The following is a 26,877-nucleotide window of genomic DNA, read 5'->3' on the forward strand; positions in this document are numbered from 1 at the left end:
GCTACATCCGCTCTGACTGCATACACATCGCGTTGGGTATCAGAGAGAAATTGGGTTAAACACGGCGATCTTTTTGTTTTGGCAAACTTTTATTTATTCATCCGGCTGCTGACAGCTGCGGTCATTAACGCGCCTTTGCCCCTGCATCAGATGAGGAATACGTCGTGACAGATAACCTGACTTTGGCTAACGAAACTCAGTATAAGAACAGCCCGCAGCGATCACATTGGCGTATCGCCCTGGAATAAACTTATTAATGAAGTGATTATCTTGCGGATGCACAAAAGGCTGCGGTGTGGCTCACGAAAGTGGCAAATACCATGGCGAAATTAGCCGCTGACGACGCTTTACCCCGCTGTTTGTGAGGCTCTTCACTTGCTTTTGGATAAGCGACCCAAAACAACGCGGTGAAATACCTCAATGGTGGTCATTTGCACAATGCGCCACGTGCGACGCCTCCCTATACTGAAGCTGGCAAACACGCGTGTGACAGATCAGAACATTACAACGTGCCGCACAAGTACGGCACGACAGACAGGAAGGTGAGCGATGAAACCCAATACAGATGAACAACCGCTCTATATCAAAGTCCATGAGCATGACAATGTCGCGATTGTGGTCAACAGCATGGGTCTGCCAGCCGGCACGCAGTTTGCGGATGGCCTGACGCTTACTGAACATGTGCCGCAGGGCCATAAAGTGGCGCTAAGCGCCATTAACCAGGGTGCAGAGATCGTGCGATATGGTGAAGTTATCGGCTATGCGCTGCGGGATATTGCCCAGGGCAGCTGGATTGATGAATCTCTTGTTGCGCTGCCAGAAGCCCCTCCGCTGGAGAGCCTGCCGTTAGCCACGCAGGTTCCGCCTGATTTGCCGCCGTTAGAAGGTTACACCTTTGAAGGTTACCGGAATGCGGATGGCAGCGTGGGTACGCGTAATCTCCTCGGCATCACCACCAGCGTCCACTGCGTGGCGGGTGTGGTGGATCATGTCGTGCAGATCATTGAACGGGATCTGCTGCCACGCTTTCCGAATGTGGATGGCGTCGTCGCCCTGAACCATCTTTATGGCTGTGGTGTGGCGATCAACGCGCCTGCTGCGGTGGTGCCGATTCGCACCATTCATAATCTGGCACTGAATGCCAATTTCGGCGGCGAAGTGATGATCGTCAGTCTGGGTTGCGAAAAGTTGCAGCCTGAGCGCCTGCTGACCGGCACGCCTGACGTGCAGGCCATTTCACTGGACGACCATGACATCGTGCGTTTGCAGGATGAAAAGCTGGTGGGTTTCGGTGCGATGGTGAATGAGATTCTGCAGGTCGCAGAACGTCATCTTCAGCGGCTCAATGCGCGCCAGCGCGAAACCTGCTCCGCTGCAGAATTGATTGTGGGTATGCAGTGTGGAGGCAGCGATGCGTTCTCAGGCGTCACGGCGAATCCGGCGGTGGGCTTCGCCTCTGATCTGCTGGTGCGCTGCGGGGCGACCGTGATGTTCTCTGAAGTCACTGAAGTGCGTGATGCCATTCACCTGCTGACGCCACGGGTGATCAATCAGGAAGTTGGTAAGCGCTTACTGGAGGAGATGGCCTGGTATGACAATTACCTCGACCAGGGCCAGACTGATCGCAGCGCAAACCCGTCTCCCGGCAACAAAAAAGGCGGCCTGGCCAACGTAGTGGAAAAAGCACTGGGATCGATCGCCAAATCGGGACGCAGCGCCATTGTCGAAGTGCTCTCGCCGGGTCAAAGGCCTACGCGGCGTGGATTAATTTATGCGGCGACGCCCGCCAGCGATTTTGTCTGCGGCACGCAGCAACTGGCATCCGGTATCACGTTACAGGTGTTCACGACCGGGCGCGGAACGCCTTACGGTCTGGCCGCGATTCCGGTGATCAAGATGGCGACGCGCAATGCGCTGGCAGAGCGCTGGCACGATCTGATGGACATCAATGCCGGAACGATTGCGACGGGTGAAGAGAGTATTGAGCAGGTGGGCTGGCGACTGTTTGAGTTGATTCTGGACATTGCCAGCGGCAGGAAGCAGACCTGGTCCGATCGCTGGGGTATCCGTAATCAGCTGGCTGTGTTTAACCCGGCGCCTGTCACCTGATATCGTCGCCAGTGCAGGCCAGGCTTATCATTACGCTGCGAAGGCAGAGATAAGCCTGGCACCACAATCAGAGCTGCGCGCCCCAGACTTCAACCCATGGAGAGGTGACCGCTTCTGGCTCAGGGTTTTCAGTGGCATCAACCAGTAAGACTTCGCCAACCCGCTGAGCGCCCTGCTCCTGCAGCAGCGCATCAAACGCTTTGCCCGCGCCACAGAAATGGTCATAACTGCTGTCACCCAGCGCAATCACGCCGTAGCGCAGCGCGGGCTGATGACCCAGCTTATCCTTGATCGCATGGAACAGACCGGAAATCGAATCGGGCAAATCGCCCTGGCCGGTGGTTGAGGTGACGATTAACGCCACATCGCCGGCACCGTTCTGCCAGTCTGCCAGCGTCGGATCATCAAATACGGTGACGCTGTGCCCCTGCTGTTGCAGTAACGGCTCCGCTTCTTCCGCCACCAGCAATGCATTGCCGTATACCGTACCTACAAAAATGCCAATCTTTGCCATCTGCTTTCTCCCTTATTCTGAAACGCTATCCTGTCCTGGCGCTGCGTTAAACTCAACCCGCGGCACCTCAGGAATCTGATCCTGCCAGCCAAACTGATTCATCAGATTCTGCCAGACGCCATCCAGTCCGGCGCGTATCAGCAATGGTTCACCGGTCACCGGATGGGTCAATGCCAGACTGCTGGCGTGCAGCATCAGTCGGTTAGCGCCGAAATGTTCGGCAGCACCCCGGTTCTGACGCAGATCACCGTGCGCAGAATCACCAATAATCGGATGACGCAGGTGTGACATATGGCGGCGCAGCTGATGCTTACGACCGGTTTTAGGGGCCATCTCTACAAGACTGTAGCGCGACGTGGGATAACGACCAATGCCGACCGGCATCTCAACGGTGGCCAGTGACTGATAATCGGTGACGGCGGGCTGTGCGGTGCGCGCTTCAGTGGCGTGTTTATCGGCAATTTTATCCAGCTCTTCCACCAGCGGATAATCGAGCGTTCCACTGCTCTCCAGCCAGCCACGCACCACGGCGTGGTAGGTTTTCTGCATCTGGTGCTGTTCAAACTGCAGGGAAAGCAGACGTCCGACTTCACTCGAAAGCCCCATCAGCAGCACGCCTGACGTGGGTTTATCCAGTCGATGCGCGGTAAAGACATGCTGTCCGATCTGATCACGAACAGTCTGCATCACAAACACCGTTTCATGGCGATCCAGCCAGCTGCGATGAACCAGCCAGCCGCTGGGCTTGTTAACGGCAACCAGCCACTCATCCTGATAGAGTATCTCCAGCATCAGTGGGCAGCATCCTTCATCAAAGCATCCAGCTGACGCAGGGTCAGCAGCAGCGGCGCAATGCCGGGCTGGTCAGGTACCAGCGCCACTTCATAATAGGGGGCAACGGCAAAGTTTTGCGGCAGCGGATGTCCCGCGGCAATCAGGGCATGCATCCGCGGGACTAAGACCCACTGGAGCCACTGCAGCGGTTCCAGTGTATCCACGCAAAAAGGTTCCTGGCTCTTAAGCGCACCCTCGGCCGGAGGAGTACTTTGCCAGAGATGGTGCTCACGCATCACCGCTTCCAGTTGCTCCAGCCGTTGCGTAATTAATTGTTCAGGCGCCATGCGCCACCTCCAGCGAGCAGTCAAAAATGGGCGGCAAGCATATCACTTGTTGGCACAGGCACAAAAAAAGGGAGCACTGTATAAACAGTGCTCCCGGTTCGTTTGCAGCTATCCTGCTACGTTTATGCTCCCTGCTCTTCCATGACAACTTGTCCAGTGCGAACTCCTGTCGCGCATCGTCCTGATGTATCCTTAGCCTCCTGGCCCACCGCCTCTTCTGAGGGGTTCTCATTCTCCATCCTGGAGGTGTCCCTTACTCAATCCTGAGCGATCCTGTTTCGTCCTGAAACCTTCACTGTGCCGTAAGCTCCGTTACGTTCCTGCCTCATGGCTTACCATCATCCTGACGATATCTGTTTCCTGAGCATCCTGCAGTGAGAAACATTTTGACAGAAACCGTTACGCAAACAAGGTACTCAGAAGGGAACTTTACGAAATGTGCTGCAGATATTCAGATAAACGCCATTAAGTTTATGATTCACAATATTTTTACATTTCAGTTTTCCGAATATCTTATCTGTTATATGGCGATCTCTCACAGAAGATGTAAGAGATATCTCACAAAGTCAGCAGCCGATCACTGCAAATCAGTTGATAACCGGTTGTAATGACTTAAGAAATATCTCAAGACTTTCGGCTAATACCGCACGCTGTTTGCGGCCAGGCTGCTCCAGAATCACTTCACCACTGAGATTAGAAAGCGAGATGATCTCCTCTTCTGAATCGGTTGTGGCAATAAACAGCGTAGGCGACTGCCTGAGGCGGCGCTGCATCACCAGATGGCCAATCAGGTTCTCCTGTAACCGCAGGAAATCCTCTTCACTCCACACCTGCAACAGTGTCAGCTGATTCTCGCCAAAAGTGGCCTGCATATCCCCGGCAAACTGCGCGGTATAGAAATCTGTGACTGACGGCTGAAGCTGGATATCGATCGCCCGTTCAACTGCATCCAGCGTCGGTGGCAGACTAAAAGGCTGCGGCTGCCAGAGCACACGCTGATCGCGATCCTCAAGTGCGCAGGGCGAAGGAACGCCATAAAGATCGCTGCTGGCCGGCGCATGTCCCGCCTGCTGAAGCCAGTGCTGGCAGTATCGGGTAGTAAAGTCGCGCAACGCGGCGGCAGTTTGCTGCATCATTCATATTCTCACTTCTGATGGGTTACACTTAGCCACTTTGATTAATTTTGGTGGTAACCGCAATGACTACTCACGAACAGGATCAGGCACTCAGTAACCTGACGCTGGGCAAACCCACAGCCTATCACGATCAGTATGACAACAGCTTACTGCAGTCGGTGCCACGCAGTCTGAACCGTGAACCGCTGGGCCTGTTTCCCGACAGCCTGCCCTTTACCGGCAGCGATATCTGGACCCTGTATGAACTCTCGTGGCTCAACAGTAAAGGGCTACCCCAGGTTGCCGTCGGCGAAGTGGTGCTGGATGCACAGAGCCGCAATCTGATCGAGTCGAAAAGCTTTAAGCTTTACCTTAACAGTTTTAACCAGACCCGCTTTGCGGACTGGGGCGAGGTCCGTCAGACGCTGGAGCGGGATCTGAGCGCCTGTGCAGAAGGTGAAGTGCAGGTTGCGCTGTTCCGTCTTAGTGAAATTGAAGGTCAGCCTGTCGGTCATTTTGACGGTTGCTGTATTGATGAGCAGGATATTGCTATCGACGATTATCGCTTCAATGCCGACTATCTGGCGGATGCCGCAGGCAGCGAAATCGTTGAGGAGACACTGGTCAGCCATCTGCTCAAGTCAAACTGCCTGATCACCAATCAGCCTGACTGGGGCTCGGTGATGATCCGCTACACAGGCCCGCGTATCGACCGTGAAGCGCTGCTGCGCTATCTGGTCTCATTCCGCCAGCATAACGAATTTCACGAGCAGTGCGTCGAGCGCATCTTTAATGATGTGATGCGTTTTTGTCATCCTGAAGCGCTGACCGTTTATGCACGCTACACCCGCCGTGGCGGACTGGATATTAACCCGTGGCGCACCAATGTGCCCTTCTCACCCGGTTTTTCACGGCTGGTTCGTCAGTAGTTTGCGAGACTTCTCGCAGGCTGCGTGCTGTATGCGCAGTTCCGCTTGAGCTGTGCAGGCCGACAAGGCTACTCTGATGAAGGCGGCAATCTGCGGATTGCCGACCAGGGATTTTCGTCACTGCGGTTGCAGTGCCAACAGGCACCCAGGCGGGTGTAAAGGAGTTCATTTGATTACCCATATCAGTCCACTTGGCTCAATGGATCTGCTCTCGCAACTGGAAGTCGATATGCTTAAGCGCACAGCCAGCAGCGACCTCTACCAGCTGTTTCGCAATTGCTCTCTGGCAGTACTCAACTCCGGCAGCCAGACTGACAGCAGCCACGAACTGCTCTCCCGCTTTGAGAACTTCGATATCAACGTGCTGCGCCGTGAGCGCGGCGTCAAACTGGAACTGATCAATCCACCGGAAGAGGCGTTCGTTGATGGCCGCATCATCCGTTCCCTGCAGGCAAATCTGTTTGCGGTGCTGCGTGACATCCTGTTTGTCAGCGGCCAGCTCAACATGCCGGGCCGTTTCACGGCAGCCGAAGAGAACGATTCCGCCACGATCACCAACACCGTGTTTTCCATTTTGCGTAATGCACGGGCACTGCACATTGGCGAGTATCCCAACACCGTAGTGTGCTGGGGTGGACACTCAATCAACGCCGTTGAGTACCAGTATTGCCGCAATGTTGGTACGCAGTTGGGACTGCGCGAGCTGAATATCTGTACCGGCTGCGGGCCGGGCGTGATGGAAGCGCCAATGAAAGGGGCCGCCGTTGGCCACGCCCAGCAGCGCTATCGTGACAGCCGTTTTATCGGCCTGACAGAACCCTCGATCATTGCGGCTGAACCGCCAAATCCGCTGGTGAATGAGCTGATCATCATGCCAGACATCGAAAAACGTCTGGAAGCGTTTGTGCGTATCGCCCATGGCATCATTATTTTCCCGGGCGGGGTCGGCACGGCAGAAGAGCTGCTCTATCTGCTGGGCATTCTGATGAATCCGCAGAACAACGACCAGGTGCTGCCGCTGATTCTGACCGGACCAGAAGAGAGCGCCGATTATTTCCGTGTGCTGGATGATTTCATCGTCAACACGCTGGGTGAACAGGCGCGTAAGCATTATCAGATTATTATCGATGATGCGGCAGAAGTGGCGCGTCTGATGAAGAAAGCGATGCCGCAGGTTAAAGAGAATCGTCGCGAAACCGGCGATGCTTACAGCTTTAACTGGTCGATTCGCATTGAACCCGATCTGCAGGTGCCGTTCCTGCCCACCCATGAAAATATGGCGAACCTCAATCTCTACACGAATCAGCCTCCTGAGAAGCTGGCCGCCGACCTGCGCCGCGCCTTCTCAGGCATCGTCGCGGGTAACGTTAAAGAGATGGGCATCCGCGAAATCCGTGAGAAGGGACGCTTTAAACTGCATGGCGACCCCGACATCATGCACCGCATGGATGAACTGCTGCAGGGATTCGTTGCCCAGCAGCGCATGAAGCTGCCAGGCACTGCTTACATCCCCTGCTACGAAATTATCAAATAAACCAGGAGGCAGCCCCCGGGCTGCCCAGACTCTCATGGCTTTTCATCTTGTTATTGTTGACGCATTGAATCTGATTCGCCGTCTGCATGCGGTACAAGGCTCCCCCTGTGTCGACGGCTGTGTGGCTGCGCTGCGCCAGGTACTGGGTCACGCCCGTCCGACCCATGCCGTGGCGGTATTTGATGGCGAAGCGCGTCATCAGGGCTGGCGGCATCAGCTGCTTCCCGACTACAAAAGCGGTCGTCCGCCGATGCCAGACGATTTACAGGCAGAGATGCCGGCGTTACAGGAAGCTTTTCGCGCAGCAGGCGTAAGCTGCTGGATTGCGGGCGAGGATGAAGCGGATGATTTAGCGGCGACGCTGGCGGTTAAAATGGCCCAGGCCGGACATCAGGCCACCATTGTTTCCACTGACAAAGGCTACTGCCAGCTGCTGGCACCCGAGATCCGCATCCGCGACTACTTCCAGAAACGGTGGCTCGACCTGCCTTTTATCGAGGCAGAGTTTGGCGTGGCGCCCCAGCGGTTACCTGACTACTGGGGATTGTGCGGCATCAGCAGCAGTAAAATTCCGGGCATCACCGGTATCGGCCCTAAAAGCGCAAAACAGCTGCTGACAACCTTTCACACGCTTGAGGGGATCTACCAGCAACTGGACCAGGTGCCCGCCAAATGGCGTGAAAAACTCGCTGAAGGGCAGCATATGGCAGAGATTAGTCGTCAGGTGGCCACACTGAAGCAGGATCTGGTGTTGCAGGGAAATCTGAACACGCTGCGTTATACCGGCTGAGTGCAACGGCACTCAGCCGGTCGATTAGCGCTCGTCGCGACGGCCACCGGTCGCAGCCCACATACGACGCACATGAACCGTTACCTCTTCGCGGTCATGATAGAGCTGACGGGCGCGAATCTGCACGTTGATGCCATTCTCATCAAACCGCTCCTGCATCATGGACAGATTCTGCGTGACCTCTTCATAGCGCTTTTTCATCGGCAACTTAAGGTTGAAGATCGCTTCGCGGCACCAGCCGTTGACCAGCCAGTCGGTCATCAGGTTAGCCACGCGAACCGGCTTCTCCACCATGTCACACACCAGCCAGCTGATGTTGGTGCGTGGCGGACGGAATTTAAATCCATCCGCTTTCTCGTGCATCACCTGGCCGGTATCCATCAGGCTCGGTGCCATCGGTCCGTTGTCTACCGCATAAACCATCATGCTGCGCTGGACCAGTTGATAGGTCCAGCCGCCCGGACAGGCTCCCAGGTCCACCGCGTACATGCCGCTGGCTAAACGCTCATCCCACTCATCCGCAGGGATGAAGACGTGGAATGCCTCTTCCAGCTTAAGCGTGGAACGGCTTGGCGCATCAGAAGGAAACTTAAGGCGTGGAATACCCATATAAAACGGCGAGCTGTTTTCCCGGATGGAATAACCGACGTAACAGGTGCCAGGTGCGATGAAAAACACATGCACAACCGGGCGTTTCGGGCTTTCATAGTTCAGCAGGATTTTGCTTTCACGCAGTGCTGAACGCAGCGGCACGGTGAACTTGCGGCAGAATTTGGTCAGCTCTTTGGCTTCGTTGGTGTCAGGCACTTCAACACGCAGTTCGCCACCCTTCTCCACTACGCCGGTCAGCATGCCGACAATCGGGGTGATACGATCTTCCTGTGGCAGGTCACGCAGCATTTCGCCGACGACCAGCATCTGACGGGCAAAGATCAGCTCGTCAAATGGCAGCTCACGCGCCAGGCGATCAGCATCTTCGAACTGATAGCACTCAAACAACACGTAGCCGGAGTCATCTTTAACGCGGGGAAAGCCGTAGATTTCGCGTTCCGCCGCTTTAGCGCTGATTTCTGCCGCGCACTCTTTTTCAAAACCGGGGCGACAATAGAGTAAAACTTTATTCATGGCGTTCTGCCTTTCGTTTAAGACGCAAAGCGCCAATCAACATCAATACCCAACCGGCGAGGAAACAGACTCCACCCACAGGTGTGATAAAAACCCAAAACTTAAGATGTGACAGCGCCAGACAATAGAGGCTGCCACTGAACAGCACGGTGCCGAGCGCCATTAACGCACTGCTCCAGTAAAACCAGATATTGGCGCGACGTAACATCGCAGCGCCCAGCCCCATCACCGCTAAGGTGTGATAAGCCTGATACTCCAGCCCGGTATGAATCCAGGCCATTTCAGCCGCACCAAGCGACTGACTCAACACGTGGGCACCAAATGCGCCAAAAGCCACCAGCAGAAATCCGCTGATAGCCGCAAAAACAAACATGGCACGACTGGACATGAACTGACCCTCAGGGTGCTTTTGCATCTGAATGCAAATAAATCAATACGTTATTGTTGATAGCGAAAGCGGAATTTTTCTTGTTCGGTTGCAGCTTTTTCCAGAATCCACTGTCGGAAGGCGGCTATTTTACCCAGTTCTGCCTGACTGTCATGACAAACCAGATAAAAAGCGTTTTTACTGACTAATACATCATTAAATGGGCAGATTAATCGTCCGGCTTCTATTTCACTCTGCGCCATAACATTGTTGGCCAGCGCCACGCCCTGACCATGAATCGCCGCCTGCAGAACCATCGCGCTGTGGCTGAAAATTGGCCCCTGCTGCACATTAATATGCTGCAGGCCCAGCTGCCGGATATAGGATTGCCAGTCGCGGCGGGAGGCATCATGCAGCAGGGTAAAACGCGACAGATCCATCGGCGTTTTCAGCGGATTATCCCCGGTCATCAGTGACGGCGAGCAGACCGGCAACAGATATTCGGCATAGAGTTTTTCCACCCGCAGTCCGGGCCAGTTGCCCCGCCCGTAAAAAATCGCCACATCGACATCGTCTGCCAGTTTCTCTTCGTCACGGTCAACCGCCTGGATGCGCACGTCAATTCCCGGATAAGCCATATTAAAGCTGGAGAGGCGGGGAACCAGCCACTGAATGGCAAAGCTTGGCAGTAAACTGACCGTCAGCGCCCCCTTGGCACTGCGCGCCTGCAATTTGCGCGTCGCTTCGTTTATCGCCGAGAAAATCTCTTTGATGTCGAGATAGTAGCTTTGTCCTTCCTCGGTCAGTAATAGCGAACGATTCCTCCGGCGAAACAGCTTTAACCCCAGAAAATCTTCCAGAGATTTTATCTGATGGCTTACAGCAGCCTGGGTGACAAACAGCTCTTCAGCCGCTTTGGTAAAGCTTAAATGGCGTGCAGCTGCATCAAAAACACGCAGTGCGTTAAGAGGAGGAAGGCGTTTCGACATGGTTTTCCGTATCCGGATCGGCGAAAAATACGCAGGATAATACAAAGCGTTTACGTATTAGAATTTTTAATCCGAGGCATTATAATTTGTCCGTTGAGGAACCTCCAGCAAATACCTATAGTTGCCACACTTCCTGAGCCGGAACGAAAAGTTTTTTAGATTTGTGAGTGAGTTCGCAGATTTTCTGAAAGCTTTTGGCTTGTGGTCGTGATGTTGTGTTTGCAAATTTTTGATCCGACGATTGCGGATCGAGCGCTTAATTCCTGTAGATTTACCCTGTCTGTCCATAGTGATTTTTAAATAGCACCGCAAATTGCGGTGCTTTTTTTTTGCTGCTTACTTTGACTCGACCATTTCTTTGACGTCTGAGCGGTTAATCTGCTGCTCGTTGCCATTCGCATCTTTATAGCTGATCATGCCGGTATCATTATCAACTTTAGGCTTGCCGGCAGCCACGATAGTGCGGCCATCGTTGGTATGCATCACGTAATTACTTGAACAGGCACTCAGTGTAAAAGCAAGAGTACACACGGCCAGAACTGCGGTAAGTTTTTTCATCTGCTATCTCCTTGTAGATTGATTGCATCAAACCACCCGCGCTACGCTAACCAGAGGCAGCCGATAAGTGAGATCGACTATTAAACGTCCACTCGTTATGCGGGTTTGGTTCAAACCTTGCAATATTCAGCATAACGCGCTTTTCCAGCTTTGCCAGACGCAGACCATTCTTTCAGTGTGGTCCTAATTTTTCTTATCATGGACCCGGCATGATCCCATTTAACCCTAGCGACTTTCGCCAGCAGTTTCCCGCGCTCGCCGACGCCGGCGTTTATCTCGATAGCGCCGCGACCACGCTGAAGCCGCAGGCCGTCATTGACAGTACACAGCAGTTTTACAGCCTCAGCGCAGGGACGGTTCATCGCAGCCAGTTTGCCGCTGCGCAGGCCTTAACCCATCGCTATGAACAGGCGCGTCATCAGGTTGGCCGCTGGCTGAATGCCGCAGACGATCGTGAGATTATCTGGACGCGCGGCACCACCGAAGCGATAAACCTGGTGGCGAACAGCTGGCTGCGCCCGCGCCTGCAACCCGGTGATGAGATTGTGGTGAGTGAGGCTGAGCACCACGCCAACCTGGTCCCCTGGCTGATGGCTGCACAGGCATGCGGTGCCCACGTCATAAAATGGCCGTTAGGGCCAGATCGCCTGCCCGATATCAGCCTGCTACCCAACCTGCTTAATAACCGTACCCGCCTGCTGGCTATAGGCCAGATGTCGAACGTCACCGGAGGGTGTCCCGATCTCGCCAGAGCGATTCCGCTGGCACACGCCGTGGGTGCGAAAGTGATGGTCGATGGCGCGCAGGGGGTGGTGCATTGCCCGCCTGACGTACAGGCGCTGGATATCGACTTTTACGCTTTTTCCGGCCATAAGATTTACGGCCCGATGGGCATTGGCGCGTTATATGGCAAAGCGGACCTGCTGGAAGCGATGTCACCCTGGCAGGGTGGCGGAAAAATGATAACGGATGTCGATTTCAGTGGCTTCACACCACAGCCAGTGCCCTGGCGTTTTGAGGCAGGTACTCCGAATGTGGCGGGCGTAGTGGGCCTGAGTGCAGCACTGAGCTGGCTGGCGCAGTACGATCTGGCCGAAGCGGAGCGCTGGAGTCAGCATCTGGCGACACTGGCGGAGGAGCAGCTGGCAGAATTGCCTGGCTTCCGCAGCTTCCGCAGTGGCAACGCCAGCCTGCTGGCCTTTGAATTTGCTGGCCTGCATCACAGCGATCTGGTGACGCTGCTGGCTGAGCAGGGAATCGCCCTGCGCGCTGGCCAGCATTGTGCGCAGCCGTTGCTGGCAGCGCTGGGCGTCAGCGGCACGCTGCGGGCTTCTTTTGCACCCTATAATAGTTTGCAGGATGTTGATGCGCTGGTGCGCGCCATGAAAGGTGCCATCTCGCTGTTATCGGAGTTTTGATTATGTGTTCATCGCTGTTAGCGCCACACCCGTTTGGCGAACAGATTACCGTTGCCAGCCTGAAAGAGAGCTTTGGCCGCTTTCATCAATGGGAGGATCGTTATCGTCAGCTGATTCAGCTGAGCCGACAGTTAGCTGCGTTGCCGGAGGAACTGAAAACCGCAGAAATTGAACTCAGCGGGTGTGAAAATCGGGTCTGGCTGGGCAGCCAGTTATGCGAGGATGGCACGCTGCATTTCTATGGTGACAGTGAAGGACGGATTGTGCGCGGCCTGCTGGCCGTGCTGCTGACTGCGGTTGAGGGCCAGACGCCACAACAGTTACTGGCCAGCGATCCCTTAACGCTGTTTGACGAACTGGGCCTGCGCGCCCAGCTCAGCGCTTCCCGCAGCAGCGGCCTGCAGGCGCTGGCTACCGCCGTGGAGCACGCCGCGCGTCAGGCGCTGACGGCATCCTGACGAACAGCGCGCGCCAGAAACTTCTTCAGCGCATGTGAAACGGCAACAAAGCCGAACGTAGCGGTAACCATGGTTGCCGCGCCAAAGCCGGATGTGCAATCCATCCGCTTCGGACCTTCCGCCGTGCTGCGTGAAGCACAGACGCTGCCATCTGCCTGCGGATAAACCAGCGCTTCAGTTGAAAAAACACAGTCGATGCCGAGTTTACCTTTGCTGTTTTTCACCACGCCCAGGCTTTTCAATCGTTCGCGCAGCTTCGCCGCCAGGGGATCCTGAATGGTTTTCGCCAGATCGGCGACCTGAATTTGCGTCGGATCAATCTGCCCACCCGCACCACCGGTGGTGATTAACGGGATCTTATTCCGGCGACACCAGGCGATCAGCGCCGCTTTAGGCCGCACGCTGTCGATAGCGTCGATCACGTAGTCAAAACCGGCAGCCATCAGTTCAGCAGTGTTCTCCGGCGTAATAAAGTCATCTATGCAGATCACTTCGCAGTCAGGATTGATCGCACGCAGCCGCTCTGCCATCACGTCCGTTTTGGCTTTGCCCACGTTGCCCTGAAGCGCATGAAGCTGCCGGTTGGTGTTGGTGATACAGACATCATCCATATCAATCAGGGTAATTTTACCAATCCCGGTGCGCACCAGTGCTTCCGCCGCCCAGGAACCGACGCCGCCAATACCGATGACGCAGAAGTGTGCGTCAGCAAAACGTTGCAGCGCATTCTGACCATAGAGACGCGCCGTGCCGCCAAAGCGCTGATGCCAGGCGTCGTTTAACACTTTCATAGTTGAACCTGTTACGTCGTGCGGGCCCGAAGGCCCGCAGAGAAGAAATTAGTTAGCGCCGAGAAGCAGTGAACCATTATTACCGTTTTGCGTGCCGGAGAACAGCGGCTGTCCGGCACCCGGTGCAGCTTTGAGTACCCAGACGCGGCCATAGTGATTATAGAAGCCGGCGAGATGCGCAGCGTCCGGGCCGATACCCTGATAGATATCAAAGTGCTGGCCTTTAATCGCGCCACCCACGTCGAGTGCGACCATCAGGCGCATCTCATATTTGCCGTTGAATTTGCCCTTCTCATTTAACTGCGGCACTTCAGCCAGCAGTACGGTGCCCGCCGGAATAATTGAGCGGTCAGAGGCAACCGAGGCTTTTGCTACCAGCGGAACGGCGCTGGCTCCACGCACCGGCGTAAACGGTTCAGCTTTAAAGAAGACAAACGATGGGTTGGTTTCCAGCAGTGCGCGAACTTCCTGCGGTGAGTGCTCCTGCGCCCACTGGCGAATGGCCTGCATCGACATATCTTCGCGTTTCACTTCGCCGCGATCGATCAGCTCTTTACCAATACTGTGGTAGCCCCAGCCATTTTTACCGGCGTAACCGAAGAAGGTCATCGGGCGGCCATCGCCAAAGTCGACATAACCACTGCCCTGCACATCCATCATGAAGTTATCAATCAGCGAGTTGCTGTAGGCAATGACATAGCGGTCATCGAGTCCGCCACTATAGATAGAAGCGCGGCTCGGTAATTTTTCTCCGCGTTTGCGCGGCGGCATGCGGTAGATCGGATACTGGAACTCACCCTGACGGGTGTAGCGCGCTTCCACGACCGGCGTGTAGTAACCCGTGAACTGCACGTTACCGTAGTTGTCCGTGCCCTCCATCTGCCACGCGTTCAGGCCATACTGACGAAGCTGTCGGGTATCGGCTCCCGCCATCAGCCAGCTTTCAATTGCACTATAGGTGCCGTTCTGACGACTATAAAGGGCAGATGAGGCGGACTGAATCTGGCGCACCTGATCGCCAAAGTCTTTGCCATTAACTGGCGCACCTTTGGCATTGGGCTGATTTACCAGCGCCAGCGGCTGTTCCAGTTTGCCATCTTTATATTGCTGACCGCGATCGGTCGGTTTAGAGCTACAGGCCGCCAGCAGCGTAATTAACGCGCCGGTGAGTGCATACTTCACCCAATGTGATTTCATTATCTTCTCTTTTTATAACTGTTCGCCCCGCGACGATAGCAAAGCCCCCGACAGAATGAAATGCATCCGCTTTGACCTGGTGCATATCAGTTCAATAATTAATCAGATGGTTGAATCCTTCAGCAACTGGCTGTTAATTTGGCTTTTATCTTCAAAAAGGGGTTGCATGAATTAGCGCGGAGAGTATAGTGCGCTTCCACGGACGCGGGGTGGAGCAGCCTGGTAGCTCGTCGGGCTCATAACCCGAAGGTCGTCGGTTCAAATCCGGCCCCCGCAACCAATACTTCTGCAGCAGGTTTACAGAAGTCACAGTGTGAGAAGTAAAAGTAATAGAAGCAATACGGACGCGGGGTGGAGCAGCCTGGTAGCTCGTCGGGCTCATAACCCGAAGGTCGTCGGTTCAAATCCGGCCCCCGCAACCAATACTTCTGCAGTTGTTTTACAGAAGTCACAATGTGAAAAAAGTATGATACGGACGCGGGGTGGAGCAGCCTGGTAGCTCGTCGGGCTCATAACCCGAAGGTCGTCGGTTCAAATCCGGCCCCCGCAACCAATCATTTAAACACCTGAAAGGGTGTTTTTTTGTTTCTGACGTTCCTGAAACCTCGTTAGTCTCTCTCCTGCCCTGAAAAGTGCACGGATAGCCGTAACTACCCGCAAACCGTTACCGATGGGCCAGCGCCGCCCCACTCTTCACATAAGCCTTAATGCCGTCCAGAATCGCCTCCGCAACCTGATGCTGATAGCGGGTGGTTCGCAACTTACGCTCCTCTTCCACATTACTGATAAACGCGGTCTCGACCAGAATAGACGGGATATCCGGGGCTTTCAGCACCGCAAACCCAGCCTGATCCACGGTACGTTTGTGCAGATGATTGATGCGCCCCATGCGATGCAGCACCTCTTTACCAAACTTCAGGCTGTCATGAATCGTCTGGCGCTGCACCATATCGAACATGGTGTGATCAAGATAGCGGTCGCCGCTTTTGCTGACGCCACCAATCAGATCGGATTCATTCTGGGTCTGCGCCAGGAAACGGGCTGCCGCCGAGGTCGCACCGCTGGTTGATAAGGCAAACACTGACGAGCCGCGAGCTGCACGGCTGGTAAAGGCATCCGCATGGATCGAGACAAAAAGATCAGCGCGCTGTTTACGGGCTTTCGCAACCCTGACGCGCAGCGGAATAAAGACATCTTCATTACGCGTCATATAGGCTTTCATATTGGACTCTTTGTCGATCAGCGCTTTGAGCCGCCGTCCAATCTTCAGCACAATATCCTTCTCGCGGGTCTTATATTTGCCGTGCGCACCCGGATCTTCCCCGCCGTGACCGGGATCGATCATGATAATGATCGGACGATCGCGCCCCGCTTTACCTGGCAAGGGTGCCTGCACGCCTTCATCTTTCTCCAGATCACCCTGGTTATAGTCTTTCAGCAGGGCCAGAAGAGGATCATCTTCTATCGGGTTCTGACTCGGATAGAGGTCGACCACCAGCCGGTGATTGATCCCGGCGACCGGCGAAAGGTTAAAAATCTTTGGCGCAACGTTGCGCTTTAACTCCAGAACGACGCGCACTGTATTGCTGTCGAACTGGCCGACCCGGGCATTTTTAATAAAAGGATCGTCGACCCGTACCTGCTTATCCACCCCTTTCAGGGCCGAATTGAGATGCAGGCCCTGAATATCTATTACGAGCCGTTCGGGATTGCTCAGCGCAAACTGCTTGTATTTCAGCGCGACGTTTGACTCCAGCGTCATCCGCGAGTAAGTGGATGAGGGCCAGATACGCACCGCCACAATGTGGTTTTTTGCCGCCAGTCCTGTGCGGCTGACGCTTAACAGCAGTAAGGCGCCCGTCCCCTGTAAAAATCGTCTGCGTGAAAAATGGGAATTAACGTCTGACATGCCGCTCCAGCTGCTGTGTTATGTCTAAAAAAGCGCCAGTTAATAAAATGGCGGCGAAAACTTTATCCAATCCGTAGCATGATGTCACCCCGGAAACCCTAAATAATGCAGGCTGTTAGCGGCTTTGACACCCATAAAAACGTAAATTTTCGTCAGGATTAAGACTTGCAAAACCGGGCGTAAAAGCATAAAAATACAAAAAATACGAATAAACATTCACTGAGGGTTGGCCGTGAAGGAACGTAGTACCGAACTGGTTCAGGGTTTTCGCCATACCGTTCCCTATATCAATGCCCACCGGGGTAAAACCTTTGTCATCATGCTGGGTGGCGAAGCGATTGAGCATGAGAACTTCTCTGGCATCGTTAATGACATCGGCCTGCTGCACAGCCTGGGCATCCGCCTGGTGGTGGTTTATGGTGCCCGACCGCAGATTGATGCCAGCCTGGCGCAGCAGCAGCTGGAGCCGGTTTATCATAAATTTACCCGGGTGACCGACGCGCAATCGCTGGAGCTGGTCAAACAGGCCGCCGGCCGGCTGCAGCTGGATATCACTGCCCGCCTCTCTATGAGTCTCAACAACACCCCGCTGCAGGGCGCACATATCAATGTGGTCAGCGGCAACTTCATTATTTCACAGCCGCTGGGCGTGGATGATGGCGTGGATTACTGCCATAGCGGGCGTATCCGTCGTATCGATGAAGAGGCGATTCATCGCCAGCTGGATAACGATGCCATTGTGCTGATGGGCCCGGTGGCGGTGTCTGTTACGGGCGAGAGCTTCAACCTCACCTCGGAAGAAGTGGCCACGCAGCTGGCGATTAAGCTGAAAGCGGAAAAAATGATCGGCTTCTGCTCTGAGCAAGGCGTCCTGAATAGCGAAGGTGAAATTATCTCTGAGCTGTTCCCGAATGACGCGCAGGCCCGTATCGACGAGATTGAAAAGGAAGGCGATTATCTTTCCGGCACTGTTCGCTTTCTGCGTGGCGCGGTGAAAGCCTGCCGAAGTGGTGTGCGCCGCAGCCATTTAATCAGCTATCAGGAAGATGGCGCACTGTTGCAGGAACTCTTCTCACGCGACGGTATCGGCACGCAGATCGTTATGGAGTCGGCAGAGCAGATCCGCCGCGCCAATATCAACGATATCGGCGGCATCCTCGAACTGATCCGGCCGCTGGAGCAACAGGGCATTCTGGTACGTCGCTCTCGCGAGCAGCTGGAAATGGAGATCGATAAGTTCACGATTATTCAGCGCGACAATCTGACCATCGCCTGTGCCGCACTCTATCCGTTTATGGATGAGAAGATTGGCGAGATGGCCTGTGTGGCGGTTCATCCTGATTATCGCAGCTCCTCACGCGGAGAGATGCTGTTGCAGCGCGTGGCGTTGCAGGCAAAGCAGATGGGACTGGAAAAGCTGTTTGTGTTGACCACGCGCAGTATCCACTGGTTCCAGGAGCGCGGCTTTACGCCGGTTGATATTGAGTCACTGCCCGAAAGTAAAAAAGAGATGTATAACTATCAGCGCCGTTCAAAAGTGCTGATGGCCGACCTCACCTGATTCACCGCAGAAGGGACAATCACCCACATCGTGATCTGTCCCTCTCTTCTCAGCGCGTTTCCGCCAGTCGCTCTACCAGACCGCTGCGCCGCTGCGTTTGCTGCTGCACGGCACGCTGAAACACGCCAGGTTCACTGTAAATAGTCAGTTGTTTACGCGCACGGGTAATCGCGGTATAGACCAGTTCACGGGTCAGAACCGGCAGCAACTGCGTGGGCATCACAAGCGCGGTGTGATCAAACTCCGACCCCTGCGATTTGTGCACCGTCATCACCCAGGCGGTTTCATGTGAAGGCAACCGGCTCGGCTGAATTGCCTTGATCGACCCATCGGGTAGCGGGAAAAAGACTTTCAGGTTGCCCTCTTCATCCCGCAGCGTAATGCCGATATCGCCATTAAACAGGCCGAGTGCGCTGTCGTTTCGGGTAATCATCACCGGACGACCTTCATACCAGCGGCTACCCATTCCAGGACGCCGGATGCGCTGCAGTTGCATCAGTCGCTGCTCAATACGCTGGTTCAGACCCTGAACGCCAAAGGGTCCGTCACGTAACGCGCACAACAGCTGATAACGACCAAAAGCGGTTATGATCTCAGCGGGTGGTGCGTGCTGCCTGATGAGCTGCAGGAAGGGCTGGTAGCCCTGTGCGACTTCGTCCAGCATCCCCTGATACGCTTCCGCGCTGTTCAGCGGCTGGTAACTGACATCTTTATGGGCCGCTGCAAACACCGCTCTGACCTGGTCGGCATCACCCTGATTAATCGCTTTTGCCAGCTGGCCGATGCCGGATGCGGCGTCAAACCGATAACTCTTTTGCAGCAGGCAGATGCTGTCGCGCACTGCCGGTGCCTGCGCATCATCACTGCCCTGTAACGTGCAGCCGGTCAGCAGGGCGAGCTGTTCTGCCCGCGCCAGGCTGTAGCCGCTTTCCGTGCAGCGGCAGATATCGCCCAGCACCGCACCGGCTTCAACAGAGGCCAGCTGATCGCGATCGCCCAGAAACACCACGCGGGCATGGGCAGGCAGCGCGGCGATCAGTTTTGCCATCATTGAGAGATCGACCATCGACGCTTCATCGACAACCAGCACATCCAGATGCAGCGGATTACCGGCATGGTAGCGTAGCCGCTGGGTATCCGGCTGAGCGCCCAGCAGGCGATGCAGCGTAGTGGCTTCGGCAGGAAAACGCTGCCGTTCTTCGTCGCTGACGGCCAGATCCTGCAGTGCCCTGCCCAGTGACTCGGTCAGCCGCGCGGCAGCTTTGCCCGTCGGTGCCGCCAGCTGGATGCGCAGCGCGCCCGGATTCAGGCGAATCAGGGCGGCGAGCAGTTTCGCTACGGTGGTGGTTTTGCCTGTGCCTGGCCCGCCGGAAATGACTGCTGTTTTGCGGGTCAGCGCCACTGCTGCAGCAATTTTCTGCCAGTTCTCTGGCTGGTCGTCAAACAGGCTGTTAAGGACATCTCCTGCGGCACGGATATCAAACGCGGTTTTCACTTCCTGGGCAGCAAAAAAATCGACAACGCGACCTTCGCTTTGCCAAAGCCGATGCAGATATAAACGCTGGTTGCTTAGAACCAGTGGCGTCACCCGGCTTCCATCACTCACCGCCGGCCAGTCAGCGAAGTGTGATAACCAGTCATCCGGCGCGCCAGCAGCCTGCCAGATCGCCTGGGCCAGCGCAGGCTGACGTCCGGCAAACAGGTGCGCCTCACAGAGATTGCTCAGCGGAAAACAGACGTGCCCTTCACCTGCCTCAGCGCTGACGCAGGCGGCAGCGAGCAGCCGCGCAGGCTGTGATTCCGGCACCACGAGTTGTGCAAACTGAATATCGAGCGGGCGCAGGAGACGCTTCTCTACTGCCTGCTGCAGCAGACTCAGCATGTCACTCATAACACCTCTCCGGTTTCACCAAACAGTGCATCGATCGCTTCCACAAAGGCTTCGCCAGGTCGGGTGGCAAAAATGCCGTTGTCCGGCGAGCTGCCGTCCATCCCGCGTAAAAACAGATAAAAGACGCCGCCAAAATGTTGCTCATAGTGGTAGTCCGGCAGGCGATGTTGCAGATAGCGATGCAGCGCCAGCGTATAGAGCTGATACTGCAGATCATAACGGTGGCCGATCATGGCCTGCGCCATCGCCTCGGGTGTGTAAGCGGCATGGCTATCGCCCAGCCAGTTCGATTTGTAATCGAGCAGATAATATTTTCCCTGCCAGCGGAAAACCAGATCGATAAACCCCTTGAGCATGCCGCGCACCTGACGAAAATCCAGCGGGGCGGCCTGCAGAGAGAGGCTGTCGTGCTGGCGCAGCAGATCGTCAAGATCGGCCGCCGTCAGCAGATTGTTGATCGGCAAATAGAACTCCATTTCGATCAGTCGTTCGCTGCTTTTAATTGCCGATAGCGTCAGCCCTTCCGCGTTAAGCGGCGTATGCAATACCCGCTCAATCCACTGTTCCAGGACCGGTAACCAGTCTGACGGATAGCCATTATGCTGCAGCTGATCCTCCAGCCAGACGCGATCCGGCAGTTCGGTAAAGTCGATCGACTCAAACAAACCGTGCAGGAAGGTGCCCGGCGCCGCACCGCGCGGAAAATGGTGCGGTGTCAATGCAGCCTCTTCACCACTCTCGTCCTCGCCCGCCGCATCAATATCGAAGTTTGGCAATGCATCAAGAAGTGACGAGCTGTGATGCTGTTGCAGGCCGGAATAGCTGGTGACCCGCCAGGCATCCGCCAGTGCGCGGGTCACGTCGCGACTGCTCAATACCTCATCGCCCTGCTCAGCGTCCTGCCACCTTTCTCCCGGCATCAGATCGGCTTCAACCAGCGCAATCCCCTCACCGGTTAGCGCATTCAGTTTCTGGCTGAGCTGCTGCGCATCCGCCGCCTCACCCTGCTGCACCAGATACCCGAGCGCGCTTTTGTGCAGATCGCTTTCGCCCTCTTTTTTTCGCGTGCCTTTAATCAGCGGTGCAATGCCGACGCTGCAGTGATAGATCGAGCGGGTCAGCGCCACATAGAGCAGACGCAAATCTTCCGCCAGACGCTCCTCTTCGGCTAACGCCAGACTCTGTGCATCGCCCTGCACATCAAGCAGCGCCATGAAGTTGTCACGATCGTGATAAAGCGCGCTGGCCGCCTCGCGGAATCCGGCAGCAAACGGCAGCCATACCAGGGGATACTGCAGCCCTTTCGATTTGTGGATGGTGACGATTTGCACCAGATGGCGGTCGCTTTCCAGACGCAGCTGCTGGCTGGCGGCCTGGCTGTTTGGTCGGGCAATCTGCTGCGCCAGAAAACGCACCAGAGCGTGAGGACTCTCCAGCTGTACTGAGGCTTCCTGCAGCAGTTCACCCAGATGCATCAGGTCCGTCAGGCGACGTTCCCCGTTCTCCGAGGCCAGCATATTTTCCGCCAGCTGCCGCTTGATCATGACATCACGCAGCATCGGTAACACGCCGCGCTGGTGCCACAACTGCTGCCAGACGGCAAACTGCTCCACCAGCGCATCCCACTCGCGTTCATTCTGCGTCAGCGCATCCAGCGTCGCGGCATCAATAGCAAAAATAGAGGTGGCCAGTGCGCTACGCAGCAGCCGTTCCTGTTCAGGAGCCTGAATCGCCTGAAGTAACCAGAGTAATTCGCGCGCTTCCGGCGTGGTGTAAACGCTGTCCCGGCTGGAGAGATAGACCGAGGGAATTGACAACGCATTCAGCGCGTCGCGGATCAAACCGGCCTCATTGCGACTGCGCACCAGCACGGTAATATCAGAAGCCCGCACTGGCTGTAGCGCGTCGCCTTTGCCCAGGCAGGCACGTCCCTGCTGTCCGGCCACCAGCCAGCGGCTGATATCTGCCGCACACTGTTGCGCCATAAACTGCTGGTAATCGCTGTTGCCGACGCCCTCACCGGGCTGCAGCCAGAACCGTAACGCCGGTTGCTGCTGCTCGTCAAAAATCAGCTTCAGTGACTGGTTGGGCGCAGCGGGCATTACCGGCTGAAAGGGGATCGCCGAAAACAGAAAAGGCGAATCGATCTGAGAAAAGAGGCGATTGACGCTCTCGACCATCTCAGGTGAAGAACGCCAGTTAGTATCAAGTGTGTAGTGAGCACTGACTTCGTTTCTGGCCCGCAAGTAGGTAAAAATATCCGCACCGCGAAACGCATAGATGGCCTGCTTGGGGTCACCGATCAGAAACAGCGCCTGTTCTGGCTGATTAATGTAGAGCGTACGGAAGATGCGATACTGCTGTGGATCGGTATCCTGAAATTCATCAATCAGTGCCACCGGGAAACGCGCCCGGATAGTTTCAGCCAGCAACACGCCGCCCGGCTGCTGCAACGCTTCATCCAGCTTACTGAGCAGGTCATCGAAACCTAACAGCGCACGTAACCGTTTCTCGCGCTGAACTGTGGCTCGTACATCGGTCAGCGCCTGCGCAATGATCACATCCCGCAGCGACAGCGGTTCTGCCAGAAACTGATCAACAGCCTCAAACAGCGAATGGCGCGGTGCTTCACCCTTTTTCGTTTTCTCATCAAGCACCTGCTGTCCAAAACGCTCCAGCTCTTTAGGCAACTGATAATCACGCGTTTCGCTGCTGGCCCACTGCGTGACGCGGGCGACCCAGTTGGGCAGGTGTTTACTGCTATAGCTACGCTTATCAACGCCAGATGCGCTGATCATCCCTTCAACATCGGCGCTCAGCGCCTGCCACTGCTGCTTCATGGCGTTGATGCGCGCCAGATTGCGGGCGTGACGTGACGCCAGATCCTCATCGGCAGCGGGCGGCCGTTTGAGCACTGGCGACTCACCCTGTAGCCAGGGGCGCAGTGTCGTCAGCAGGCTGTCGGGTCCGCTCCACTCTGCGGCGATAATCCGTGCCACATCCAGACTGAGTGGATAGCACTGACGCCGCCAGAAATCGGCAGTGGACTGCTTGAGCAGTGCCTGTTCATCTTCTATCAACTCCTGCTCGAATAGCATGCCCGATTCAAACGCGTTGAGATTCAGCATTCGCTGACAGAAGCCGTGAATGGTGAAGATGGCGGCTTCATCCATCTGGCGTTCGGCCGCCAGCAGCTGCGCAGCGGCCTGACTCAGATCGGGCATCTGCGCCAGCAGCAACTGGTGCATCGGATTGCGGCTTTCGCCGCGAATACAGGCCAGCCGCAGCTGATGAATATTTTCGCGGATGCGGCCGCGTAACTCCGCCGTCGCGGCCTCGGTGAAGGTCACCACTAAAATTTCTTCTACCGAGAGTGGCCGGCTATACGCGTTTTCGCCGCCCAGCCCCAGCAGCAGGCGCAGATAGAGCAGACCAATGGTAAAGGTTTTTCCGGTGCCTGCTGATGCCTCAATCAGCCGCTCGCCTCTGAGCGGCAGCGTTAAGGGATTCAGCGATACGGGCGGTAACTGCGTCATTGGGTCTCACTCTTAACCGGCAGCGACTGCTGCAGTTTCGCCAGTTCTTTCCAGGTTTTCCAGCCAGGCTGGCGGGCAAATTCAACCTTGCCGTTGCCGGTGCCGGCAATCTGTGACGTCATCACCATGCCCTTGTGTTCGATCACCGCCTGCCGGAAAAAGTCAGCCAGGCTGGCCGGGGTTAACCGCGCCACCTGCTCGGCCATTTTTTGCCGGGTGTTAAACAGATCATTCTGTCGATCAAAGTCGCGGCTATAACGGTCCGCTTCCTCAAAGAGCGTCTGAGGACGCTGCTGCAAATCATTGATCATCGCCTGCTGATACTGAACAAAGTCTGCCTGACTCATGCTGCGAAGACGCTTTTCTGCCTGCGGATAGAAGGCCTGATAGCGCTGCAATAGCCAGCCCGGTTGCTTGCTATTACTCTGCAGCAGGAAACCGATGCCCCACTGACGGCCCACTGGCATCTGGAAGGCAAAGACGGCATAACCGAGCTGCTCTTTGGTGCGCAACTGATTGTAGAACCAGGGCTGCACAATCTGACTCAGCATAGAACTGTGCGCCATGCTCTGATATTCGCTGTATCCCAGTGGAACATAGAGCGCGGCAAGGGCGGAGTCAGTGCTGCTGCCCTGCTGTTGCAGGTTGGCTTTCATCGGTTTTTTAATGGCCACATACTGGCTGTGCCAGTCGCGGGTCGCATTACTCTGCACCTGCTGTTTAAGCTCATGTCCCAGTTGCTTCACACTCTCCGCACTGAGATTACCCACCACCAGCATCTCCGGGGTCGCGTCGCGGAACAGCGAGTCGCGATAGGTCGTTACATCCTTCAGTGTGAGCGTGCTCACCAGCTTGCGACGGGTTTCGCGCTGGGTATAAGGCAACTGTGAGAGCAACTGCATCGGCTGAATCGCCTGTTCAAACGCCTTGCCTTTCTCCGCCGCGTCCAGCCGCTCCAGATACCAGGATTTAGCCTGCGCCAGCTGCTGTTCTGTCGGCTGGAAGGTGGCATAGCCCTCTACCAGTTTCTTCAGCAGCGTGGGCAGGCGCTGAGTAAAGCCACTGGCGCTAAACACCAGCCCGTCATCCTCACCGGTTGAGAAGCTGATGCCGCCCACCGAGGCCTGTGAGTTTAACGTGTCCAGTGCCAGACTTGAGAGGTAGTCATTGAGGCCAAACAGCACCTGCTGGCGGGCGTCACTGATCGCATGCCGGTTACGTAACGCGAGGGTTATGGCCGCTTTGGGCTCGCTGGCATAATAGCGGCTGGGCATCCAGTAAATACGCATACCGTCTTCGTTATCCAGCTTCACCGGATGCTGATACGTTTTACCGTCTGATGGCAACAGGGTGAAGTCATCCGGGATATAGGGGTTCAGCACCGGCATCGCCAGCGAAATCTGACTGGCGCGCTGCTGCCAGTCGGCAAACGTTTGTGGCGTGATCTTCTCAACCTGATAAGGCGCTTCCACAAAATAGGCGGTTTTATTGTGCGGCTCCTGCGGACTGATGTACCAGATTCGCGCATGCTGCGGGGTCATCTCTTCAAGCCGGGATTTGATCGCCGCGGCATCGTACTGATCCGCCAGATAAGGTGCATCCAGCGTATCTTCCACCGGTACGCGCAGCATGGTATCAACCAGCCATTCAATATAATCCATATCGCGGGTAATAGAGGGGTAGCGGAAGTCGAGTGCCAGCACGTGTGAAACTTCGTCGAAATAACGCTTATCATCGCCCTGCTGACGCAGCAGGTTGATATAGCTGAAGATCGCCGCCACCACGTCATCACGCTGTGCCAGGCCTTTATCCGTGAGTGAGACGGTAATAGCAAACACGCCGCTATTACGCTCGGTCATTGGGTCCGCGCCTGCATTCACTCCATCGGCCAGTCCCTGTTTTTGCAGCCAGTCGGTGAGCGTGTTTTTACTGCGATTACTGATTAAGTAGCTAATCAGCGTGTCGGTTTTACTGCGGAAGCGATCGCTGTTGTTGGCAATGCGGAACTCAATTTTAAGCTGCTTGCGCGGCTGTGCAGGAACGTAATGAATAATGACGCCCTGCTGGGCATCGGTCACCACCGGCACCGTAATGTCTGGCACGCTGGCATTATGATTTTGTACCCGCCCAAAGGTTTTAGCTGCAATTGACGCCATTTCCGGCAGCGGTTTATTGCTGTAGATCACCGCCTTCATCAGGTTGGCGGAGTAATGAGTATGGTAAAAATCGAGCAGCGCCTGGTGCAGTTTGCTGCCGGGTTTATCTTTCAGGGTTTCAAGATTGCCGCCCGAGAAACGTGATGCCGGATGTGCCGGGTTCAGGGTTTCAGCACCGACCTGTGCCATACGCAGGCCATCACGCGAGCGGGCCATGGTCAGCTCCGCATTCACAGCATGGCGCTCACGGTCGGCATTAACCGGATCCAGCAGCGGCTCGGCCACGGCATCCGCCAGGCGATCCACCGCAGGCTCCAGCGAATCGTTTTCCACTTCCAGATAAAAAGCGGTGCGGTAAGAGGCCGTGCTGGCGTTGTGGCTGCCGCCATGCTTTTTCAGGAATTCAGCCAGATTGTCGGGTTGCGGATAATGTTTTGAGCCCATCAGCACCATATGCTCAAGGTAGTGCGCCAGCCCCGCCTGCTGATCGGGATCGTCCAGCGATCCTATCGGCAGCGTCAGCGCCGCCAGCGATTTCGGCGCCACAGGATCGGAAACCAGTAATACCGTCATCCCGTTGTCCAGCCGGATAGCCTGATAATGACGAGGATCCTGTTCACTTTTGTGAATGGTGTCGTTAACTGGCTGCCAGCCTGAAGATGTCTGCGCCTGTGCCGTGCAAGCCACCAGGCTTAACATTAGCGCCGCTATCCAGCGTGCGTGTACCCGCATGTAAACCCCTTTCATTTCCCGATAAGCCGCCAATATCGGACACGGCGGCTCAAAGCAGAGCAAAATTGCTGTGTAAT

Annotated in this window: 21 protein-coding genes and 3 tRNA genes; 10 read left to right on the forward strand and 14 right to left on the reverse strand. The window is 55.6% G+C overall.

Annotated features, from left to right (window positions below):
* Positions 1–549 precede the first annotated feature (549 nt).
* A complete protein-coding gene (gene garD / locus H7K52_RS12215) occupies positions 550–2,109 on the forward strand; it encodes a galactarate dehydratase (RefSeq protein ID WP_039660765.1) in 1,560 nt (519 codons plus the stop codon).
* A 67-nt stretch (positions 2,110–2,176) separates the two neighbouring features.
* Here garD and H7K52_RS12220 read toward each other — a convergent pair whose 3' ends face one another.
* From H7K52_RS12220 to syd, 4 genes are all read right to left on the reverse strand, one after another.
* Positions 2,177–2,623: a flavodoxin gene (locus H7K52_RS12220; protein WP_008927118.1), complete on the reverse strand. Its 447-nt coding sequence runs from the start codon at positions 2,621–2,623 to the stop codon at positions 2,177–2,179.
* Positions 2,624–2,635: 12 nt separating this feature from the next.
* On the reverse strand, positions 2,636–3,415 hold the full coding sequence (gene truC / locus H7K52_RS12225; RefSeq protein ID WP_078804918.1) for a tRNA pseudouridine(65) synthase TruC: 780 nt from the start codon (positions 3,413–3,415) through the stop codon (positions 2,636–2,638).
* Entirely contained in the window at positions 3,415–3,744 is a 330-nt protein-coding gene (locus tag H7K52_RS12230) for a YqcC family protein (protein ID WP_008927120.1), read from the reverse strand. Before H7K52_RS12230 ends, truC begins: the two co-directional genes overlap by 1 nt.
* Before the next feature lie 587 nt (positions 3,745–4,331).
* Positions 4,332–4,880, reverse strand: coding sequence for a SecY-interacting protein (gene syd / locus H7K52_RS12235; protein WP_033743633.1), 549 nt, complete (start codon positions 4,878–4,880; stop codon positions 4,332–4,334).
* A gap of 62 nt (positions 4,881–4,942) precedes the next feature.
* On the opposite strand from syd, the gene queF reads away from it, so the two are divergent.
* The 3 genes from queF (at position 4,943) to xni (ending at position 8,112) form a co-directional block, all read left to right on the forward strand.
* Positions 4,943–5,788: an NADPH-dependent 7-cyano-7-deazaguanine reductase QueF gene (gene queF / locus H7K52_RS12240; RefSeq protein WP_003854628.1), complete on the forward strand. Its 846-nt coding sequence runs from the start codon at positions 4,943–4,945 to the stop codon at positions 5,786–5,788.
* A 169-nt stretch (positions 5,789–5,957) separates the two neighbouring features.
* Positions 5,958–7,322: a nucleotide 5'-monophosphate nucleosidase PpnN gene (gene ppnN / locus H7K52_RS12245; RefSeq protein ID WP_003854629.1), complete on the forward strand. Its 1,365-nt coding sequence runs from the start codon at positions 5,958–5,960 to the stop codon at positions 7,320–7,322.
* Positions 7,323–7,356: 34 nt separating this feature from the next.
* Positions 7,357–8,112: a flap endonuclease Xni gene (gene xni / locus H7K52_RS12250; RefSeq protein WP_182630092.1), complete on the forward strand. Its 756-nt coding sequence runs from the start codon at positions 7,357–7,359 to the stop codon at positions 8,110–8,112.
* Positions 8,113–8,136: 24 nt separating this feature from the next.
* Here xni and rlmM read toward each other — a convergent pair whose 3' ends face one another.
* The 4 genes from rlmM to H7K52_RS12270 all read right to left on the reverse strand — a co-directional run bounded on the left by rlmM (position 8,137) and on the right by H7K52_RS12270 (position 11,151).
* Positions 8,137–9,237: a 23S rRNA (cytidine(2498)-2'-O)-methyltransferase RlmM gene (gene rlmM / locus H7K52_RS12255; RefSeq protein WP_140034066.1), complete on the reverse strand. Its 1,101-nt coding sequence runs from the start codon at positions 9,235–9,237 to the stop codon at positions 8,137–8,139.
* Positions 9,230–9,625, reverse strand: a complete 396-nt coding sequence (locus tag H7K52_RS12260) for a DUF423 domain-containing protein (protein WP_003854633.1) — start codon at positions 9,623–9,625, stop codon at positions 9,230–9,232. The genes rlmM and H7K52_RS12260 overlap by 8 nt, the downstream gene beginning before the upstream one ends.
* 50 nt (positions 9,626–9,675) lie before the next feature.
* A complete protein-coding gene (locus tag H7K52_RS12265) occupies positions 9,676–10,593 on the reverse strand; it encodes a transcriptional regulator GcvA (RefSeq protein ID WP_003854641.1) in 918 nt (305 codons plus the stop codon).
* A 336-nt stretch (positions 10,594–10,929) separates the two neighbouring features.
* The gene (locus H7K52_RS12270) at positions 10,930–11,151 is read right to left on the reverse strand and encodes a YgdI/YgdR family lipoprotein (RefSeq protein WP_003854643.1); all 222 of its coding nucleotides are present in this window, start codon (positions 11,149–11,151) and stop codon (positions 10,930–10,932) included.
* A gap of 209 nt (positions 11,152–11,360) precedes the next feature.
* On the opposite strand from H7K52_RS12270, the gene csdA reads away from it, so the two are divergent.
* On the forward strand, positions 11,361–12,569 hold the full coding sequence (csdA, locus tag H7K52_RS12275) for a cysteine desulfurase CsdA (protein ID WP_105099867.1): 1,209 nt from the start codon (positions 11,361–11,363) through the stop codon (positions 12,567–12,569).
* Between the two features lie 2 nt (positions 12,570–12,571).
* Positions 12,572–13,027 (forward strand): cysteine desulfurase sulfur acceptor subunit CsdE, encoded by a 456-nt coding sequence (gene csdE / locus H7K52_RS12280; protein ID WP_182630093.1) that lies wholly within the window; start codon positions 12,572–12,574, stop codon positions 13,025–13,027.
* Here csdE and tcdA read toward each other — a convergent pair.
* Together tcdA and mltA are read right to left on the reverse strand one after the other, a co-directional pair.
* On the reverse strand, positions 13,006–13,818 hold the full coding sequence (gene tcdA, locus H7K52_RS12285; protein WP_003854645.1) for a tRNA cyclic N6-threonylcarbamoyladenosine(37) synthase TcdA: 813 nt from the start codon (positions 13,816–13,818) through the stop codon (positions 13,006–13,008). The two genes, csdE and tcdA, sit on opposite strands and share 22 nt — an antisense overlap.
* A gap of 48 nt (positions 13,819–13,866) precedes the next feature.
* The gene (mltA, locus tag H7K52_RS12290; protein ID WP_003854646.1) at positions 13,867–15,015 is read right to left on the reverse strand and encodes a murein transglycosylase A; all 1,149 of its coding nucleotides are present in this window, start codon (positions 15,013–15,015) and stop codon (positions 13,867–13,869) included.
* Between the two features lie 203 nt (positions 15,016–15,218).
* Here mltA and H7K52_RS12295 point away from each other — a divergent pair.
* From H7K52_RS12295 to H7K52_RS12305, 3 genes are all read left to right on the forward strand, one after another.
* Positions 15,219–15,295: transfer RNA gene (locus H7K52_RS12295), tRNA-Met, on the forward strand.
* Between the two features lie 65 nt (positions 15,296–15,360).
* Positions 15,361–15,437, forward strand: a tRNA-Met gene (locus H7K52_RS12300).
* A 54-nt stretch (positions 15,438–15,491) separates the two neighbouring features.
* A tRNA-Met gene (locus H7K52_RS12305) sits at positions 15,492–15,568 on the forward strand.
* Positions 15,569–15,679: 111 nt separating this feature from the next.
* Here H7K52_RS12305 and amiC read toward each other — a convergent pair.
* Complete coding sequence (gene amiC / locus H7K52_RS12310) at positions 15,680–16,924, reverse strand: N-acetylmuramoyl-L-alanine amidase AmiC (protein ID WP_003853935.1); 1,245 nt, start codon at positions 16,922–16,924, stop codon at positions 15,680–15,682.
* A 232-nt stretch (positions 16,925–17,156) separates the two neighbouring features.
* On the opposite strand from amiC, the gene argA reads away from it, so the two are divergent.
* The gene (argA, locus tag H7K52_RS12315; RefSeq protein WP_003853937.1) at positions 17,157–18,485 is read left to right on the forward strand and encodes an amino-acid N-acetyltransferase; all 1,329 of its coding nucleotides are present in this window, start codon (positions 17,157–17,159) and stop codon (positions 18,483–18,485) included.
* A 49-nt stretch (positions 18,486–18,534) separates the two neighbouring features.
* On the opposite strand, the gene recD is transcribed toward argA, so the two are convergent.
* The 3 genes from recD to ptrA are packed head-to-tail and all read right to left on the reverse strand — an operon-like array spanning position 18,535 to position 26,800.
* Positions 18,535–20,376: an exodeoxyribonuclease V subunit alpha gene (gene recD, locus H7K52_RS12320; protein ID WP_182630094.1), complete on the reverse strand. Its 1,842-nt coding sequence runs from the start codon at positions 20,374–20,376 to the stop codon at positions 18,535–18,537.
* Entirely contained in the window at positions 20,373–23,912 is a 3,540-nt protein-coding gene (gene recB, locus H7K52_RS12325; RefSeq protein WP_008925649.1) for an exodeoxyribonuclease V subunit beta, read from the reverse strand. The genes recD and recB overlap by 4 nt, the downstream gene beginning before the upstream one ends.
* Entirely contained in the window at positions 23,909–26,800 is a 2,892-nt protein-coding gene (ptrA, locus tag H7K52_RS12330) for a pitrilysin (protein WP_008925650.1), read from the reverse strand. Before ptrA ends, recB begins: the two co-directional genes overlap by 4 nt.
* Between the last annotated feature and the right edge of the window lie 77 nt (positions 26,801–26,877).

The sequence above is a fragment of the Pantoea hericii genome, from assembly GCF_014155795.1.
In the GTDB taxonomy this organism is placed as follows: domain Bacteria; phylum Pseudomonadota; class Gammaproteobacteria; order Enterobacterales; family Enterobacteriaceae; genus Pantoea; species Pantoea eucalypti.

Coding starts and splice junctions, on each gene's coding strand:
- garD (WP_039660765.1), top strand. CDS start 550: ATGAAACCCAATACAGATGAACAACCGCTCTATATCAAAGTCCATGAG.
- H7K52_RS12220 (WP_008927118.1), bottom strand. CDS start 2,623: ATGGCAAAGATTGGCATTTTTGTAGGTACGGTATACGGCAATGCATTG.
- truC (WP_078804918.1), bottom strand. CDS start 3,415: ATGCTGGAGATACTCTATCAGGATGAGTGGCTGGTTGCCGTTAACAAG.
- H7K52_RS12230 (WP_008927120.1), bottom strand. CDS start 3,744: ATGGCGCCTGAACAATTAATTACGCAACGGCTGGAGCAACTGGAAGCG.
- syd (WP_033743633.1), bottom strand. CDS start 4,880: ATGATGCAGCAAACTGCCGCCGCGTTGCGCGACTTTACTACCCGATAC.
- queF (WP_003854628.1), top strand. CDS start 4,943: ATGACTACTCACGAACAGGATCAGGCACTCAGTAACCTGACGCTGGGC.
- xni (WP_182630092.1), top strand. CDS start 7,357: ATGGCTTTTCATCTTGTTATTGTTGACGCATTGAATCTGATTCGCCGT.
- rlmM (WP_140034066.1), bottom strand. CDS start 9,237: ATGAATAAAGTTTTACTCTATTGTCGCCCCGGTTTTGAAAAAGAGTGC.
- H7K52_RS12260 (WP_003854633.1), bottom strand. CDS start 9,625: ATGTCCAGTCGTGCCATGTTTGTTTTTGCGGCTATCAGCGGATTTCTG.
- H7K52_RS12265 (WP_003854641.1), bottom strand. CDS start 10,593: ATGTCGAAACGCCTTCCTCCTCTTAACGCACTGCGTGTTTTTGATGCA.
- H7K52_RS12270 (WP_003854643.1), bottom strand. CDS start 11,151: ATGAAAAAACTTACCGCAGTTCTGGCCGTGTGTACTCTTGCTTTTACA.
- csdA (WP_105099867.1), top strand. CDS start 11,361: ATGATCCCATTTAACCCTAGCGACTTTCGCCAGCAGTTTCCCGCGCTC.
- csdE (WP_182630093.1), top strand. CDS start 12,572: ATGTGTTCATCGCTGTTAGCGCCACACCCGTTTGGCGAACAGATTACC.
- tcdA (WP_003854645.1), bottom strand. CDS start 13,818: ATGAAAGTGTTAAACGACGCCTGGCATCAGCGCTTTGGCGGCACGGCG.
- mltA (WP_003854646.1), bottom strand. CDS start 15,015: ATGAAATCACATTGGGTGAAGTATGCACTCACCGGCGCGTTAATTACG.
- amiC (WP_003853935.1), bottom strand. CDS start 16,924: ATGTCAGACGTTAATTCCCATTTTTCACGCAGACGATTTTTACAGGGG.
- recD (WP_182630094.1), bottom strand. CDS start 20,376: ATGAGTGACATGCTGAGTCTGCTGCAGCAGGCAGTAGAGAAGCGTCTC.
- recB (WP_008925649.1), bottom strand. CDS start 23,912: ATGACGCAGTTACCGCCCGTATCGCTGAATCCCTTAACGCTGCCGCTC.
- ptrA (WP_008925650.1), bottom strand. CDS start 26,800: ATGCGGGTACACGCACGCTGGATAGCGGCGCTAATGTTAAGCCTGGTG.